This is a genomic window from Epilithonimonas hispanica (assembly GCF_003385395.1).
Classification (GTDB): Bacteria; Bacteroidota; Bacteroidia; order Flavobacteriales; family Weeksellaceae; genus Epilithonimonas; species Epilithonimonas hispanica.
Window position 1 is genome coordinate 16297 of record NZ_QNUG01000025.1, and the last position, 16377, is coordinate 32673.

Consider the following 16377-nt stretch of genomic DNA (forward strand, 5'->3'; position numbering starts at 1 on the left):
GTGACTTTTTCGGTTGATTCTCTATATTTCTTTAATAACCTTACAAGGATTTCCGATTGCTAAAACATTGGCGGGAATGTCTTTTGTAACAACACTTCCGGCTCCAATGACTGCATTATCACCAATCGTAACGCCCGGAAGAATTGTGCAATTTCCGCCAATCCAAACGTTATTTCCGATTGTGATTGGTTTGGCATCTTCCAAACCTTTGTTTCTGGTTTCGGCGTCCAAAGGATGTCCGGCTGTATAAAATCCGCAATTGGGCGCAATGAAAACATTATCTCCAAAAGTCACTTTTGCACAATCCAAAATCACAACATTGTGATTGGTATAAAAGTTTTCGCCAATCTCGATATTGTAACCGTAATCGCAATAAAAAGGTTGCTCTATATGAAACATTTTTTCTGTCTTTCCGAAAAGCCTTTTGATGAGAGCTTTTCTTTCTTTAAGCTTTGAAGGTGGAATATGATTGTATTCGAAACAGAGGTCTTTGCATTTTTGTCTTTCCTTTACCAAAGTCGCATCGCCTGCATCATACATCTCGCCGGAAAGCATTTTTTGTTTTTCGTTCAGATTATTCATTGTATTTTTACATTAATAACTAAGCAAAAGTAAAGGCTTTGTTGTGTTTACACAATATCTTTCCCGATTTTAGTTTCCAATAAAAAAAGCATCCAAAATTGGATGCTTTGATGATGATTAGAATATTTTACTTCCAGACTTCGTCTGCGATTTCTTTTACCAATTTTATCTTGTTCCATTGGTCTTCTTCGGTTAAGATATTACCTTCTTCGGTGGATGCAAAGCCACATTGCGGACTGAGACTTAATCTGTCAAGACTTACAAATTGGCTGGCTTCTTTGATTCTTGCAATGATAATTTCTTTCTGTTCCAAAGTTGGATTTTTACTCGTAATCAAACCTAAAACTACATTTTTATTTTCCGGAACAAATCTTAATGGTGCAAAGCCTCCAGAACGGTCGTCATCAAATTCTAAATAAAAATTGCCTACATTTTCTTTGGCAAAAAGCGTGTCTGCAACCGGCTCGTAACCTCCCGAAGTTGCCCAAGTAGAATGATAATTTCCTCTGCAAACGTGAGTCGAAATCCTTAAATCTGCTGGCAAATCCTGCAAAGCATCGTTATTGAGTTTCAAGTAGGTTTCTTTTAGCAAATCCGGATTGTAGTTTTCACCTGCCATTGTTTTCCAAAAATTGGCATCGCATAACATTCCCCAAGTGCAGTCATCAATTTTCAAATCTCTGCAACCTAACTCGTAAAAAGCTAAAATGGCGTTGCGGTAAGCTTTGGACAAGTCACTTAGAAATTCTTCTCTGTCTGGATAAAATTCTGCTACTTTATCCGCATTAGATTCTCTTAGCAATTCTGCATAAAGCTGTGCTGGTGCAGGAATACTTTGTCTTGCAATATGATTTTCGCCCGCCAAACTTTTTAGAAATGCAAAATATCCTAAGAATGGATGATTCTTTGCAAATCTGATTTTGCCAGTCAATCTTGCAGAATCGTTACGAGTTTCTTCTCCTTGAAATTGATAACCGCGCGGCATAAAATTGTGTTCAACACCTTCGAATCCCCAGAAAAAATCGAGATGCCAGTAGCTTTGGCGGAACTCGCCATCGGTAATCACTTCTAATCCTAACTCTTTTTGCTTCTCAACTAATTTGATGATTTCCTGGTTTTCGATTTCGGTGAGTTGTTCTTTTGATATTTCTCCGTTAGAAAATTGTTCTCTTGCTTTTTTTAGAACTTCTGGTCTTAAGAAGCTTCCAACGGTGTCTAATTTTGGTGTTCTTACTTTTGTTTCACACATATCTTATTATTTAGATTAATATTTTGTGTAAAATTATATTTAAAGTTTTTTATTTTTTATTAAACGAAATTTTTAAGCAAATAAAACTCACAAACAATAATTAAAAAGATAAATATTCTATAATTTTACAATTCATTAAATCGAAACCAAAATATATTCTGAATTATGCTCGACGATACTGACATCAAACTCTTAAAAATCCTTCAAAAAAATTCTAAATTCACGGTAAAAGAGTTAGCACAGCAAGTGAATCTCTCCGCATCGCCTGTTTTTGAGCGTGTAAAAAAGCTGGAACAAGATGGCTTTATTAAGAATTACATTGCCGTTCTGGATTCAGAAAAGTTGAATAAAGGTTTTATTGTCTTTTGTAATGTCAAACTGAAACAGCACGATAAAAATATCGGAAATCAGTTCGTCACCGATATCCTTTCCATCGATGAAGTTGTGGAATGTTATAATATCTCCGGTGATTTTGATTTTCTCTTGAAAGTTCAGGTTCAGGATATGAAGCATTATCAGGATTTTGTTTTTAACAAATTGGGTTCTTTGGAAAGTATTGGAAGTACACACAGTTCTTTTGTGATGTCGGAAATTAAAAATAGTTATGGGATAACGATTTGAGTTTATATGGGTTTTTAATTGTTGCGCGGCTTCGAGAGCCTCAGCCTGACAGACTAAACGTTCTAGCGCAAAAAGATATAGCGGAAAGCAGGTTTCCGGCTCCTAAAAATAAAAAACCCAGAACTGCTACAATCCTGAGTTTTCTATCAATTGATTTATTAAAAAGTTACTCTGCAGGATCCAGCACAACGACAGCCTCCGAAGTATAAAACTGGAAGGTAAAACTCTCCTGAAGATAGAGCTTCACCGAAGTATCAGTATGGCTTAGATAACCGATGGAAATGTCCTGGCCAAGAGTGAGCTTAAAATCACCACCACGGGTAGAGATTACAAAACCACCTTTGATTGCCGGTGCCCAGATAATTTCGCCATCAATCAGTTCCTGCAGGTGGTGCAGCATTGGATAACCTTCATCGCTCCCGCCACTGGCCGCCGGATAAGCATCAGCTCCCAGAACCAAGACATAAGGGCCGTTGACTCCGGCAAAACGCAGTTCACTTAATGCACAGGCAATTGTATCGGGATAATTTTTGATGCTTGCCGGCAGTTTGAGTGTACGATTGCTGCTGCCTTCACGAATCCCCTGAATGCCTGCCGCGGCATAACCTTCAAAAATGGCGCGGTCCTCTGCAAAAGCTATTTTCTCTGCAGCGTCTTTTAACGGCTGCCAGTCTGAGTCTTCGGAACCGCGTTCGACATCATCAATCGCCTCTCGTGTCAGTTCAAAAGGAACCCGGAACTCAACCACTGGGTTTACTTTGCGCACAGCCGCCTGCACCCCTTCGCCCGGTGACTCAACTGGCTGAATATGCCCGGTGCCTACGGCAGAAAGATCAAAACCATTAGGGCCGTCAACATCTACCACTTTTCTTGCGGCAAGATATCTTTTGAGTGTGCGTACCGCTTCTTCTTCGATTTGCGCCCACGCTCCTTCGGAAATGGGAGCCAACTTACGGTGTAAATTATTCATATCGTTTAGTTTTTTATATAATGTGTAAAATTTGATCAATATAAAGGCATCGTTACTCTGATGTTTCTATCGTTTTAACTTTGCCAAAGCTTACTTATTTTAAAGAGCCAATTCCCAAAGAGCCGTCATTTTTTGGCAGTACGGTATCCACGGCTTTCGGATGATTTTCAGTTGATGTCGTTTCTTCAACTCCAGAGGAAAAGTCATCCAGCATATCCATCGTTGGAACAAAAAACAGACTGCCGGTTTTTGCGGTGCTAAAATCCAGCAAACGGTCATAATTGCCTGGAGGATTGCCAATAAACATATTGTTAAGCATCAGTTTCACCGTATTGAAAGTACTTGCATAAGCAATAAAGTATGTTCCCATCTCGTTGGTTGACATATTACCAAACGGAAGATTATCGCGGATAATTTTAAAATCATCACCCACATTGGCCAACGCTGAATGTGAATTTTGAGGTTTGATGTCATCCGTCATTTCTACATCGCTGTCTTTGTAGCGGCCAAAAACTTTTTCCTGTTCTTCAACTGTAAGTGCTTTAAATGCCGCCAAATCGTGAATATACTTCTGGACAAAAAGATAACTGCCTCCTTTGTAAACCTCATCCTCGTCACCTATTAAACCAAAATATTCGCGCAAATTGCTTTCAGGATTTTCGGTTCCGTCTACAAAACCGAGAATGGAACGGCCATCCCAATACCTAAACCCATGCACCTCTTCCACGCAATCGGCCACCGGAGAAAGTACTTTGGCAATATCTGCCGCCATATCATAACAGATGCTTGAATTGGATCCTTTCAGGTGAAAATGCAAATCGCCTTTGGTAGAAACGGCAGTATAACGGCTTCCAACAATGGGTTCAAATTCCTCCAGCTCTTTCGGTAATGGTTTGGGCAAATCCAGCAAATGCCATGCATTGTAACCAATTCCCATGACACAACTGGCGTTATCATCCGGAAAACGGACATAAGCAGAATGGTTAAGGTTGATTACCAAAGCACAAATGCGCTGAAAAGCTTCTTTGATTGGTACACCTTCCTTAAAATTCCAAACCGTAAAAATGGTGTTTGTTCCGTGATTGCCGAGTACATCCTGTGGTCCCTGTCTCATGTGTATGTTTTGATTCGGTTATTAACAGTGGCTAATTTAATGATATAAAGGGAAAAAATCAAAGAATATTGCCTGTTTATAATTTTAAAATAAAAAACTCAGGGCCACTGACGATCCTGAGTTTTTTAACAAACAACTTTAAAATATATTAATGCGCCGAACTAAGGTCTATTTTTTCACCTTTGTTTTTTCGTTCTCTTACAAATAATACAAACGGGATGCATATTAAAAACATAAGCCCCAAATAAAGGAAAACGTCCATATAAGAAAGCACCGTAGCCTGCTTGGTTACAGAATAATCCAGCATTTGGTAAGCCGCTTGCAAGGCTTTATCCGGTGACATGCCTTTGGCTATAAAGCTCCCTTTGAGCGCGGCCACTCTCTGCTGAACATCAAAATCATTAACGTCAAGATGCGAAACAAGATTGCTCCTGTAAAGTTCACTTTTGTTAGCAATAAAAGTGGTAATTGCAGCAATACCAAATGACCCACCCAACTGACGCATCATACCCGTAAAAGCAGCACCCTGACCAATTTCCGGCCCTTTCAGTGTACTGAGCGATAACGATGTGATCGGAATAAACAATAATCCTAATCCCATACCTCTCACAATAAGCATCCAGAAGAATGCATCTTTTCCTGTATCCGGTGTCAGGATCTTATAACCCCAGAAACTGTAAACAAAGAATATAAACAGGCCTAAGGCAACCAACACCTGCTGCTTAGCGCCTTTGGTAAGTAATTTCCCAATAATCGGCATCATAAATGCAGTCGTCAGCGCAGCCGGGATCATCAGTGCTCCTGACTGTAAAGCGGTCCAACCTAAAATACTCTGTGTATAAAGAGGAACGATAAATGTTGAACCATACAAACCAAAGCCTAAAATAAAGGACATTACCGTACCAATTCTCAGGTTACCGTTTTTGAGAACTCGGAGTTCTACAATCGGATATTTGAAGGTAAGTTCTCGCCAGATGAATAAGATGAATCCTACAACTGCAGTAATCGTCAATACAACAATGGCTTTGCTTTCAAACCAATCGTCCTCGTGTCCTCTTTCCAAAATATATTGTAAAGAACCTACAAACGCTGCCAACAATCCAATCCCAATCCAATCGACATCCGAAGCTGAACGTTTTTCTGAATATCTTGGGCTTTTTACGAATTGTAATGTCAATAACGTTGCGATAATTCCCAACGGAATATTGATATAAAAGATATAAGGCCAACTGTAATTGTCAACAATATAACCTCCCAGAGGCGGACCAAGTGTTGGTCCGATAATAACTCCCAATCCATAGATTGCCTGAGCCATACTTCTTTTCTCGATAGGGTAAGATTCGGTGATGATGGTTTGGGAAGTTACCAAAAGTGCTCCTCCACCAATACCTTGCATCAAACGGAAAAATACCAGCTCCCAAATATTGGTCGCATTACCACAGAGAAAAGAGAAAATCGTGAATATGATAATGGATACCGCAAAGTAATTTCTACGCCCAAACTGTTGAGACAACCAGCTAGTCATCGGAACGATAATCACGTTACCGATAGCATAAGCGGTAATTACCCAGCCTACTTCGGAAAGTGTTGCCCCAAGATTACCTTTCATCTCGTTAAGTGCTACGTTCACGATTGTGGAATCCACAATCTCAAGAAGCGCACACATAATCGCTGTAATGGTAATAATTACTCTGCGAAATCCGTATTCTACTAATGAATCGTCTTGCATAATTTTTGTGTTGGAAGACAGAAGATGGAAGATCGTTGCTTTAAAACTTCGCGCTTCCCTCTTCCAGCTTCTTTATTTTTTATTTTAATGAAACCACAGTTTGAACGTTCATTCCAACACGTAGTTTTTTCATAATATCTTCGTTAAGGTTGTCGAAAGTGATTTTAACAGGAAGTCTCTGAACCACTTTTACGAAGTTTCCACTTGCGTTATCCGGAGGAAGCAATGCAAATGCAGAACCTGTTGCCGGAGAAAATGAACTGATAGTTCCTTCGAATTTCTGACCTGGATAAGCATCGATTTCGATTTCCACTTTCTGCCCTTCCACCATTTTTTCAACCTGAGTTTCTTTGTAGTTTGCCACAACCCATTTTTGATTACTCAAAACAACGCTGAACAATTGTGAACCTGCCTGAATAAACTGTCCAACCTGAACAGGAATTTTAGAAACATACCCACTTTCTTTAGCTGTGATTACGGTATAAGAAAGATTCAGTTTTGCATTTTCCACATCTACTTGTCTTTGTTTCAATTGAGAATTCGCAATTCCGATATTCTGATAAGTAGCGTTAGATTGTGAAGTGACAACACCTGTCTGAACACTTGCTTGATTTTTTTGGTCAATCAAAACCTGAAGTTGTTTCTGAGCGGTTTGATAAGCTGCAGAAGCCTGTTCATATTGCTGTTGCGTAATTGTGTGGTCTTTTACCAATTCAGAATATCTTTTCATATCCTGTTCTGTTCTCCAAACATTCACTTTAGCAGCTTCTATTTGTGCATTAGCAGTTTGTACGGCAGCTCTAGAATTACCAATTCCGGATTTTGCAGCTTCTGAACCTGCGTGAGCAGAAGTTACATTACTCTGAGCTGTTCCAAGCGCCGCCTCAGCCTGAGCCAAAGTCATTTTCTGGTCTCTGTTATCAAGTACGATTAATGTATCTCCTTTTTTAACGAATTGGTTATCTTTTACTTTAACCTCAGTAATGTAACCAGAGATTTTTGAAATCACAGGACTGATATCTGCTGCGATTTGCGCATCATCAGTTTCCTCGTGAACCTGACTGTACTGATATTCTCTAACTCCGAAAAATATTGCTGCCAAAACTGCAACGCTTATCAGGATGTAGAAAACCGGGCTTTTTTTCTTTTTTACAGGAACTTCTCCCTGCTCGAATTTTATATTATCTTGTGCCATTTTATTTATAGTTTATTGTAATTAGTTATTGATAGTTCCTGTAGTTTGTAATAATTTTTTATGTGCCAAAGCTGCATCTGCTTTCGAAGTGATGACATTCACGTTGGCAGTGATTTTCGCCGTATCAGCATCCAAAAGATTGGTGATGGTTTCTAAACCGTTGTTATATTTATTAAGTGTAATTCTGTAATTTTCCTCTGCCTGCTCAAGCGTTTTTTGATAAACATCGATTTTCTTGTGAGCATACAAATCATTCTGATAATCACGTTTCACTTCCAGCGTTACATTATCATTTAACAATTCGTTGTTAGCTAATAATTCCTGTTCCCTAGCTTTTGACTGCATCAGACTTGAATTCTTTTTCCAAATGTTAGAAAGATTATACTGAATCCCAACTCCTACATTCACAGCGTTTGTCAAGGTAAAAAATTTCGGAATGTCAGCTGCAACATAACCACCGGTGAAAGCTATTGAAGGAAGATTTTCCGCTTTAGCAGCTTTAGTTCCAAGCGCTGCTGCTTTTCTTTGATAATCCAAAGCCTGAATGTCTTTTCTATTTTCTCTTGCAAGATTCAAGTAATAATCATCAGGTTTTCCAAGGTCATCTGCTCCGATATAATTAGAATCAACCTCGATTTCTGTATTATCAGGAAGACCAAGAAGCAAATCCATATTGATGTTGGCAATATTATAGTTGTTCTCTGCTTCCATCAATTGCAATTCGATATTTGAAGTTTGAAGCTGAGCTTTCAATCTATCATTTTTCGCAATCACACCATTGTTTTCAAGCTTAATAAAAGACTGGTCTCTTTTTTGAGAAGAAGCCAAATTTTCTTTCAACAATTTCACAACTTCCGATGATTTGAAAAGATTGTTATAAGCCTGAGAAATATTGTACGCCACTGCGTTTTTATCATTTTCTGTACTTAGTTTCGAAGCTTCTACAAGATATTCTGCTGATTTGATTCCGTATTTGATTCTTCCTCCAGAATAGATTGGCATTGATAAGTTTGCAGTTCCATACATTGCCTGATGAACATCTGGACCTCCTGAACCTGAAACTCCACCAATTTTCATATCAATATTTGGTTTGATTGGGAGATACAGGTAACTTCCTGAGACTTTAAGTTCCGGCAATTGTCTGTTTTTCGCCTCCAGAAGATTCGCAGTGGATTCTTCTATTTTAGCTTGATCTATTTTTAGATTTTTGCTGTTTTCTATTCCTAATTTCACAGCTTCTTCAAGACTCAATAATCGTTTTTCCTGAGCGGAAACCGAGTAGAAAGTCCCAACAATTAGAGCTGTTGTTAAAAATTTATTCACTGTTATTATTTATTGTTAAGGTTTGAGTAATGTTATTGTCCTTTGTAGCCGACCATTGCTCTCACAATGGACTTTACGTGATCTCTGACTTCTTGGAAATATTGATTTTCGTAATGTTTTTCATCAAAATCACGATTGTGTTTTTTTAGATATTCTTTGTACATCTTCATTCCGTGCATCGCATTGAATATCGTTCCAGAAATTGTGCATTGTAAAAGATGATAAGAAGGTCTGATTGTAAAAATCCCTTTTTCCAATCCTTGTTCTACAATCTTTTGATTGATTTCTATATAATTGACTTTATAATCTTTCAAGAAATTCTGAATACTTTTATTTTGAGCAATCACTTGTTGTGTATGAACCAATAAAAAAAAGTCTCTCAGTCTTTGGACTCTGTTTACAAAATTATCAATGAAACCTTCTATTTTTTCGATCTCACTCAATTCATTATTTTCCAAAGTGTTTTTTGCAAAGTTGAGCCCTTCTTCCATTCTCCATTTGAAAAGTTCTTCCAAAAGGTTTTCTTTGGACCCGAAATAATAAGAAATCATAGAAACATTCACTTTCGCTTTGGTTGCAATGTCTCTTACAGAAGTCCCATTATAACCATTAGCCGCGAAGAGTTTCTCTGCAACCATCATAATATGTTCTTCTTTAGTTGGCATATTTTTTTTTTTTAGCGCAGCAAAGTTAAATCAAAAATCACATTCAATCAAACATTTGTTTGATTAATTTTTTATTAAGAATTTATCTAATTTATCTATAATTCTAAAACATTGATTAATAGAAGATTTTTAAATTTTTATCAAGTAAATAAAACTCCTTTTCAATAAAAAATAAATTGAAATAATTAAAAAATCAAGAAGCAGATTTATGAATATAACGTGTTAACTTAATCCCCATATCTGTAAGCACAATCTTGGAATTAGCATTTCTCGAAATATGATAAGATGCGTCCGTAATTTCCTCAACAATTGACACAATATTAGCTCCGTGAATGAATTTGGAAAACGATTGCCAATTGAAATTACCTTCAGAAAGTTTTTTGTAAACTAAATTATCATTTCCATAATTCTGAAGCATCGCCAATCGGAAAATCTCAATGCAATAATTAAGGAATTTCATTTGTTTTTCACGATTCCATTCGGAGATTTGGCGCGCCCATTTTACGATTTCGCGAAGAACTTCGGGTTTTTTCTTAGCCTGAAAAGCGTTTCGAACCCATTGTATAAATAATGTTTCAAACTCCGAAGTTGTAACATTGCTCTCAGACAATGACTTGGCAAGATTCCAATCACCTTGAGCTTGATAAGCAATTTCTTTTGCAGAATTATGATTTTGAAGTCTATCTAAAATATCTTCATCATTAATTCTTGGGATATTGACGATCTGACATCTTGAAAGAATCGTTGGTAAAATATCATTGGTACTAGGTGCACAAAGAATAATGAATGTATTTTTCGGTGGTTCTTCTAGGAACTTTAGGATTTTGTTGGCAGCAGCATCATTCATTTTATCAGCTCTCCAAACAATCAAAATTTTGCTTCCACCTTCAAAACTTTTCAGATTAAATCTTTGTCCAATGTCTTCTGCTTCGTCTGCAGAAATGAAGAACTGTTTATTCTCTGATTCTAAAAAACTTGTCCAATCATCAAAAGACGAATAGGGATTTTCCAAAACCATCTCTCTGAAATTATCAAAAAAACGTTTACTCAATGAAACATTTTTTTCAGAAAAAACCGGAAAACTGAAATGCAAATCAAGATGATTAAGATTCTCAACTTTATGAACAGAAGCTGGATTTTCTTTTTCAAAAATCTCCTGAGCCATCGCCAAAGCTAAAGGCAAAACACCAAAACCTTCTTCTCCTACAAAAAGCTGAGCGTGTCCAACTCTGGAATCGTGGATACTATCTCGTAAAAGATTCTTGACTGATTGTTGACCGATAATCTGTTCCCATTTCATACGTAATTATCATTTTTTTTTAAAAGGTCATATGCAATCGCCCAAATAAAATGAGTCAACTTTAACAAAATTGTAATTCGGCGATTTCATACGAGCAAAGATAAATATTAGTTTTTACTTGTCGGTTATTAGTTGGCAATTTTCGGATTACGTAATAGCACGACATTGTCAACAATCTAATAATATATGTCATCAATCGACAAAGATGCCTTAACTGTCGCAATTACTTAACAAACTTTAACCCAAATATATTTTTGCAATTCATTATTAATTAAGATATTTGCGAATTGAAATTTTAAAGGATGAAGAGAATTTTTGTTTTATCATCATTGGTGGCAGGATATTTCCTAAACGCTCAAAGTATTGGTAATTCGCCGTACGGAGCTTATGGAATTGGAGATGTAAAATATGATAATACACTTGACATAAATGCAATGGGAGGTATTTCTACCGCTTATGTATGGGATTTTAACAACAGTTTTAACTTCAAAAACCCTGCGGCTAATACCAACTTGGAACTTACGTCGCTCAAGGTAGAAGGAACCAATGAAAACAATTATTACAAATCAGATTTTAATAATCTAAAAAGTACCAAACACTCTACCTATCTTTCCAATATAAGTATTGCTTTTCCTATTTCCAGAAAAGTAAAATTTGGGATGGGTTTCAAGCCTTATAGCTCCAAAAGTTATGATATCGTAACTAGCCAAACTTTGGCAGACAGCGACGTTACAAAAGTGACCAATTTCCATGGAGAAGGTTCTATCAACACTGTTCAGGCAGCACTTTCTTACCAGATTAGCCCTCAGTTTGCATTAGGTCTTAGATCTAATTTTTTCTTCGGAAAGTTATATGATATAGAAGAAAACGCTTTCTCGGGCGCTGAGTTAATTAGTGGTTTCTCTAACAGTTACAGAGTAAAGGCCTTCAACTTTACATTAGGAACTACCTACCAGAAAAAAATGGCGAACGAACACAAATTGACCGTTGGTGCAACTTATACCATTGGCAATAGTGGAAATCTGAAAAATAATTACACCGCCAGCACCTACTATTATCTCGTGGGAGAAACCAAAGCCTACGAAACGATAATTGAGGAACAAAACAATTTTGATAAAAAATTCCTACCACAAGAAGCATCTTTAGGTTTGGGTTATGGTAAAGACACCAAATGGTTTTTAGGGACTCAGGTAGATTATAAGAAGGGAGAAAGTATCAATTTCCTAGGACGCCCTTTTAACTATCAAGATTCTTACAGATATGCCATTGGAGGTTGGTACTTACCAAACTTCAACAACTTCCGTTCTTATTTTTCTAGAATCATCTATAGATATGGAGCTTATTATGAAAAGGGAAGTATTCAAATCAATGGAAACAACATCGATAAATATGCTATTACAGCAGGTGTTACCTTGCCTTTCCAAAAAAGTACAATCAACCGTATGAGCAGTTTGGATCTTGGGATAGAAATTGGAAAAAGAGGAACACTTGAAAATAATATGATTCGTCAAAATTTTGTAAACTTAAGAATTGGCGTTAACTTTGCAAGCAAGTGGTTTGAGAAGAGATATTATAACTAATGAGCTTCTTCTCAAATAATCTATGAAAGATTATTATTTTAAAATACATCATATAAAAACATCACAACTTTTTTTGTTGCTGATGTTTTTTCTTATTCAGTCTTGTGAGGAAGATCTTACAAAGATCAACCAAAACAAAAAAACCAACTTTGCCTCTACCGTTATCCACAACGGAACCATTATCCAAAGAGATTCTGGCATTGTAAAAGTAAGATTCAAAGCACCGTTGATAGAACAATACGAGTTGATAGACTCTCCTTACATAGAAGCTAAAAAAGGAATCTATCTGGAGTTTTTTGATAAAAAGAATCCAAAAGTTCCTGGAAAAATCTGGGCAAAATACGCGAAAAACAACTTGAAAAAAGATTTTTATTTTGCTAAAGGTCGAGTAAAAATCATTACAACAGAAGGGCAAACCTTTGTAACAGAAACCATCAATTGGGACAAAAAGAAGCAAAAAATGTACACCAAAGACACCGTTTTTGTTTCTGATAAAGACGGAAACATCCTAGTAGGCGCTCACGGAATGGTTGCAAAAGACGATTTTTCTGAGTATACATTTTTCAACAACTCCGGCAGCTTCAGCTCTGCTAATTTACCTGCAACAAGCAAGTAAATGGAAAAGCAAACTTTTTTCGCAATAGGTTTGATGTCCGGAACAAGTCTAGATGGTTTGGATATTTGCTATTCAAAATTTATCAAAAATGATTCTATTTGGACTTTCGAAATTCTAAAATGCAAAACACTTCCCTACTCTACGGATTGGGAAAACCGTCTTAAAAATGCCATCAATCTTTCCAGCGAAAAATTATTAGAACTTAATTCAGAATACGGATTTTATCTTGGTGAGAAAACTAAAGAATTTATTTCAAACAATAAGATTACTGAACTTAATCTGATTTCATCTCACGGTCACACCATTTTTCATCAGCCAAAAAACAAGTTCACGTTACAGATTGGCGATGGACGAGCGATTAAAATTAAGACCAATAAAACCACTATTTATGACTTCCGAAGTCAAGATGTTTTGCTTGGCGGAAATGGAGCGCCATTAGTTCCGATTGGTGATGAAATATTATTCTCGGAGTATGATGCGTGTCTTAATCTTGGTGGGTTTTCTAATATCTCTTTGAAGCGAAACGAAAAAAGAATAGCTTTTGACATTTGCCCAGTTAATATTATTCTGAATAATTTGGCTAATAAACTTGGAAAGAAATACGACAAAAATGGAGACTTTGCAAGAAATGGAACTATTGACTTCCATCTTTTAGATCAATTAAATCAATTAAATTTCTATCAAGAAAAAGCGCCGAAATCTTTGGGAATCGAATGGATCAATGAAAATGTTTATCCATTAATTCAGGATCAAAAACCCGAAGATCTTTTAGCAACCTTCACAGAACATGCTGCGATTCAGATTGCAAAAGTCTTTAATGATTACGATATTAAAAATGTATTAATAACCGGTGGTGGAACTTACAACAGCTTTCTAATTGAAAAAATAAAAGCAAAGACCAAAACCGAAATCAATATTCCTGAAAAAGAAATTATCGAATATAAAGAAGCTTTGATTTTTGCTTTTATGGGTGTTTTGAGATTATTTAACCTCAATAATGTTTTATCATCTGCAACCGGAAGTTCGGTAGATCACTCATCCGGATTGATTGCTAATTAAAGTTGCTCGATTTTATCTGTCAAAGAATTGATGAAATTCTGAAGCGGTTTTTCTACCATCATTTTGATAAATGGATTGAATTTTCCTTCGAACAATAACTGAACTTCGGTTTGATTCTCATTCAAAGCGTTCATGGATCCAGTCAAAGCGAAGTCTAGACTTGAACTTGCAGATTTCAGAACTACTTCTTTATCAGATACATTATCAATCTTCAAAGCAATTTCTGGCATACCTTTCAATCCAAATTTGAAACCGTCTTCTCTAGCTTCAAAACTTTGAAGACCTTCTGGCATCAAGTCTTTGTAATCTTGAGGATTTTTCAGCATTCCAGCTAATTCTGATGAAGATTTATTTACTATAATTTTTCGTCCTTCTAAATTCATTTTTATATTTTTGTAGTTATACTAAAAAGCCTTACAAATGTATAAAGTTTTTATCAATGAAAAAAAAATAGTTTTGAGTTCTGAGCCTCAAAACAGCCCAAAAACATTGAACTATGATGGAACGCATAGCTTTGAATTTGCGATTGATCTACTTACAAATACGCCATCGCAAGGCTTGAATATTTATCATAATGACATTGACCAACTTTGGGCAGAGTTCAAAGCATTTTTCAGAAATATAGAAGCTGCTGGAGGTATTGTCCTGAATCCCGAGAACAAGATTCTGTTCATCCATCGTTTGGGAAAATGGGACCTTCCTAAAGGTAAAATAGAAAAAGGTGAATCTAGAGAACTTGCCGCAGTGAGAGAAGTGGAAGAAGAATGCGGAATTTTTGATCTGGAGCTGAAAGATTTCATCAATTCTACATATCATATCTACACCGAAAGAAACGGCGAAAAAATCCTTAAAACAACTTATTGGTTTGAGATGTTTTACAAAGGAAATGAAACGCCAAAACCGCAAATAGAAGAAGGCATAAGTGAAGTGGGATGGAAAACCAAAGAAGAAGTGGAAAGCGAAATTCTACCTTCAACATTCCAAAATATCAAGTTGATTCTAAATGATTTTCAAAATAAAAATCCTCAATCATAATTGAGGATTTTTTTATTAATTATAGGAATTCAATAATTTTTTCAAGGGCAATTCCGCGCGATGCTTTGAGAAGAATATTATCTGTATTAATAGGATTTGATTTCAATTTTTCTATTAATTCTGTTGTATTTTCAAAAGCATTTTCAGATTGATAAACAGATTTGAAATGCGGTCCAACTGTGATAATCTCATCAAAGTTACAAGAGTTGGCAAAATCAATAATAGTTTGATGTTCTTTCAAACTCTCCTCACCAAGCTCCAACATATCGCCAATGATAATGGTTTTACTTCCTTCAAAAGTTTTGAAGTTTTCAAGAGAAACCTGCATACTGCTGGGATTGGCGTTGTAAGTATCCAAAACCAAAGTTTTACCTTCTTTTTGCTGAATCTGAGAACGCATGTTAGAAGGCACATAATTCTCTATTGCAGTTTTAATTTGTTTAATATCAAGTCCAAAATGCAATCCTAAAGCCACAGCAGCTGAGATATTATCGTAGTTGTATTGACCTGTTAGGTTAGACAAAATTTCGGTCTCATTAAATTTTAATCCAACAAAATGATCATTAAAAATAGGTTGAAATTGATAATCGGACTCGGGAGTTCCAAAAGTTATTTTTGAAGTGTAACTTTCAGTTTTTTCTTTTTGAATGGAGTCATTTTCATTAACCAAAATCGTTTGATTATTATTAATTAAATAATTGTACAGTTCTGATTTACCTTTGATAACGCCTTCATAGCCACCAAAGCCTTCGAGATGAGCTTTTCCAAAATTGGTAATGTAACCTATATTTGGTTTTGCAATTTCGCTCAACATTTCGATTTCTTTCTGATGATTGGCTCCCATTTCTATAACAGCAATCTGATGTTCTTCTCTTATAGAAAGCAATGTAAGAGGAACACCAATATGATTATTAAGATTACCAAATGTATATTGAACTTTGAATTTTTCCGCAAGCACGCTGCTGATTAATTCTTTGGTAGTTGTTTTACCATTACTACCTGTCAACCCAATAAATGGAATCTTTAATTGGCTCCTATGAAATATTGCTAAGTTTTGTAAAAACTCCAAAGTTGAAGAAACAAAAAAGATATTCTTTTCTTGATCCGCATATTTTTCATCTTCAACAACCACTGCCAAAGCTCCTTTTTCAATAGCTTCCGGAGCTTTTTCTGCGGCATTGTAATTATCGCCAGAAAAAGCGAAGAAAACACTTCCTTTTTCTATTTTTCTGCTATCAATTACAACATTTTTACTTTGTAAGTATACGGGATAAAACTCGCTAATATTCATAAATCAAAAATAAACAAATGAGATGATTTTAAATAAAAAAAACAGCAG

The 16377-nt window shown here is 36.1% G+C and carries 16 protein-coding genes; 5 read left to right on the forward strand and 11 right to left on the reverse strand.

Annotation, left to right across the window (positions count from 1 at the left end; translation table 11 throughout):
• Window positions 1-21 precede the first annotated feature (21 nt).
• Entirely contained in the window at window positions 22-582 is a 561-nt protein-coding gene (locus tag DRF58_RS11865; protein WP_116035703.1) for a sugar O-acetyltransferase, read from the reverse strand.
• Window positions 583-709: 127 nt separating this feature from the next.
• Window positions 710-1831, reverse strand: coding sequence for a 5-methyltetrahydropteroyltriglutamate--homocysteine S-methyltransferase (locus DRF58_RS11870; protein ID WP_116035706.1), 1122 nt, complete (start codon window positions 1829-1831; stop codon window positions 710-712).
• 165 nt (window positions 1832-1996) lie between these two features.
• Here DRF58_RS11870 and DRF58_RS11875 point away from each other — a divergent pair, with 165 nt between their 5' ends.
• Window positions 1997-2452 (forward strand): Lrp/AsnC family transcriptional regulator, encoded by a 456-nt coding sequence (locus tag DRF58_RS11875; RefSeq protein ID WP_116035708.1) that lies wholly within the window; start codon window positions 1997-1999, stop codon window positions 2450-2452.
• A gap of 166 nt (window positions 2453-2618) precedes the next feature.
• Here DRF58_RS11875 and DRF58_RS11880 read toward each other — a convergent pair whose 3' ends face one another.
• The 7 genes from DRF58_RS11880 to DRF58_RS11910 form a co-directional block, all read right to left on the reverse strand.
• Window positions 2619-3422: a family 1 encapsulin nanocompartment shell protein gene (locus DRF58_RS11880; protein ID WP_116035710.1), complete on the reverse strand. Its 804-nt coding sequence runs from the start codon at window positions 3420-3422 to the stop codon at window positions 2619-2621.
• 94 nt (window positions 3423-3516) lie between these two features.
• Window positions 3517-4536, reverse strand: a complete 1020-nt coding sequence (locus tag DRF58_RS11885) for a Dyp-type peroxidase (RefSeq protein ID WP_116035712.1) — start codon at window positions 4534-4536, stop codon at window positions 3517-3519.
• A 148-nt stretch (window positions 4537-4684) separates the two neighbouring features.
• Window positions 4685-6265, reverse strand: coding sequence for a DHA2 family efflux MFS transporter permease subunit (locus DRF58_RS11890; protein ID WP_116035715.1), 1581 nt, complete (start codon window positions 6263-6265; stop codon window positions 4685-4687).
• A 79-nt stretch (window positions 6266-6344) separates the two neighbouring features.
• Complete coding sequence (locus DRF58_RS11895; RefSeq protein ID WP_116035717.1) at window positions 6345-7460, reverse strand: HlyD family secretion protein; 1116 nt, start codon at window positions 7458-7460, stop codon at window positions 6345-6347.
• 21 nt (window positions 7461-7481) lie between these two features.
• Window positions 7482-8783, reverse strand: coding sequence for a TolC family protein (locus DRF58_RS11900; RefSeq protein ID WP_245955423.1), 1302 nt, complete (start codon window positions 8781-8783; stop codon window positions 7482-7484).
• A gap of 32 nt (window positions 8784-8815) precedes the next feature.
• A complete protein-coding gene (locus tag DRF58_RS11905) occupies window positions 8816-9448 on the reverse strand; it encodes a TetR/AcrR family transcriptional regulator (RefSeq protein ID WP_116035720.1) in 633 nt (210 codons plus the stop codon).
• A 193-nt stretch (window positions 9449-9641) separates the two neighbouring features.
• Window positions 9642-10748 carry a DNA polymerase III subunit gene (locus DRF58_RS11910; protein WP_116035721.1) on the reverse strand — a complete coding sequence of 369 codons (1107 nt, stop codon included), beginning with the start codon at window positions 10746-10748 and terminating at the stop codon, window positions 9642-9644.
• A 302-nt stretch (window positions 10749-11050) separates the two neighbouring features.
• On the opposite strand from DRF58_RS11910, the gene DRF58_RS11915 reads away from it, so the two are divergent.
• The 3 genes from DRF58_RS11915 to DRF58_RS11925 are packed head-to-tail and all read left to right on the forward strand — an operon-like array spanning window position 11051 to window position 14003.
• A complete protein-coding gene (locus DRF58_RS11915; RefSeq protein WP_116035723.1) occupies window positions 11051-12328 on the forward strand; it encodes a porin family protein in 1278 nt (425 codons plus the stop codon).
• A 22-nt stretch (window positions 12329-12350) separates the two neighbouring features.
• On the forward strand, window positions 12351-12944 hold the full coding sequence (gene lptC, locus DRF58_RS11920; RefSeq protein ID WP_116035725.1) for an LPS export ABC transporter periplasmic protein LptC: 594 nt from the start codon (window positions 12351-12353) through the stop codon (window positions 12942-12944).
• Window positions 12945-14003 (forward strand): anhydro-N-acetylmuramic acid kinase, encoded by a 1059-nt coding sequence (locus tag DRF58_RS11925; RefSeq protein WP_116035727.1) that lies wholly within the window; start codon window positions 12945-12947, stop codon window positions 14001-14003.
• Here the strand turns inward: DRF58_RS11925 and DRF58_RS11930 are convergent.
• Window positions 14000-14386, reverse strand: coding sequence for an SRPBCC domain-containing protein (locus tag DRF58_RS11930; protein WP_116035729.1), 387 nt, complete (start codon window positions 14384-14386; stop codon window positions 14000-14002). The two genes, DRF58_RS11925 and DRF58_RS11930, sit on opposite strands and share 4 nt — an antisense overlap.
• A gap of 37 nt (window positions 14387-14423) precedes the next feature.
• Between DRF58_RS11930 and DRF58_RS11935 the strand changes: the two genes are divergently transcribed.
• Window positions 14424-15038, forward strand: a complete 615-nt coding sequence (locus DRF58_RS11935; protein ID WP_116035730.1) for an NUDIX hydrolase — start codon at window positions 14424-14426, stop codon at window positions 15036-15038.
• Window positions 15039-15057: 19 nt separating this feature from the next.
• Here the strand turns inward: DRF58_RS11935 and DRF58_RS11940 are convergent, their stop codons facing one another.
• Complete coding sequence (locus DRF58_RS11940; protein ID WP_116035732.1) at window positions 15058-16329, reverse strand: UDP-N-acetylmuramoyl-tripeptide--D-alanyl-D-alanine ligase; 1272 nt, start codon at window positions 16327-16329, stop codon at window positions 15058-15060.
• Window positions 16330-16377: the final 48 nt, after the last annotated feature.

Excerpts from the sequence above, each read along its gene's own strand:
- DRF58_RS11905 (WP_116035720.1), bottom strand. The coding sequence starts at position 9,448 with ATGCCAACTAAAGAAGAACATATTATGATGGTTGCAGAGAAACTCTTC.
- DRF58_RS11940 (WP_116035732.1), bottom strand. The coding sequence starts at position 16,329 with ATGAATATTAGCGAGTTTTATCCCGTATACTTACAAAGTAAAAATGTT.
- lptC (WP_116035725.1), top strand. The coding sequence starts at position 12,351 with ATGAAAGATTATTATTTTAAAATACATCATATAAAAACATCACAACTT.
- DRF58_RS11915 (WP_116035723.1), top strand. The coding sequence starts at position 11,051 with ATGAAGAGAATTTTTGTTTTATCATCATTGGTGGCAGGATATTTCCTA.
- DRF58_RS11875 (WP_116035708.1), top strand. The coding sequence starts at position 1,997 with ATGCTCGACGATACTGACATCAAACTCTTAAAAATCCTTCAAAAAAAT.
- DRF58_RS11910 (WP_116035721.1), bottom strand. The coding sequence starts at position 10,748 with ATGAAATGGGAACAGATTATCGGTCAACAATCAGTCAAGAATCTTTTA.
- DRF58_RS11925 (WP_116035727.1), top strand. The coding sequence starts at position 12,945 with ATGGAAAAGCAAACTTTTTTCGCAATAGGTTTGATGTCCGGAACAAGT.
- DRF58_RS11895 (WP_116035717.1), bottom strand. The coding sequence starts at position 7,460 with ATGGCACAAGATAATATAAAATTCGAGCAGGGAGAAGTTCCTGTAAAA.
- DRF58_RS11935 (WP_116035730.1), top strand. The coding sequence starts at position 14,424 with ATGTATAAAGTTTTTATCAATGAAAAAAAAATAGTTTTGAGTTCTGAG.
- DRF58_RS11930 (WP_116035729.1), bottom strand. The coding sequence starts at position 14,386 with ATGAATTTAGAAGGACGAAAAATTATAGTAAATAAATCTTCATCAGAA.
- DRF58_RS11890 (WP_116035715.1), bottom strand. The coding sequence starts at position 6,265 with ATGCAAGACGATTCATTAGTAGAATACGGATTTCGCAGAGTAATTATT.
- DRF58_RS11870 (WP_116035706.1), bottom strand. The coding sequence starts at position 1,831 with ATGTGTGAAACAAAAGTAAGAACACCAAAATTAGACACCGTTGGAAGC.
- DRF58_RS11885 (WP_116035712.1), bottom strand. The coding sequence starts at position 4,536 with ATGAGACAGGGACCACAGGATGTACTCGGCAATCACGGAACAAACACC.
- DRF58_RS11880 (WP_116035710.1), bottom strand. The coding sequence starts at position 3,422 with ATGAATAATTTACACCGTAAGTTGGCTCCCATTTCCGAAGGAGCGTGG.
- DRF58_RS11865 (WP_116035703.1), bottom strand. The coding sequence starts at position 582 with ATGAATAATCTGAACGAAAAACAAAAAATGCTTTCCGGCGAGATGTAT.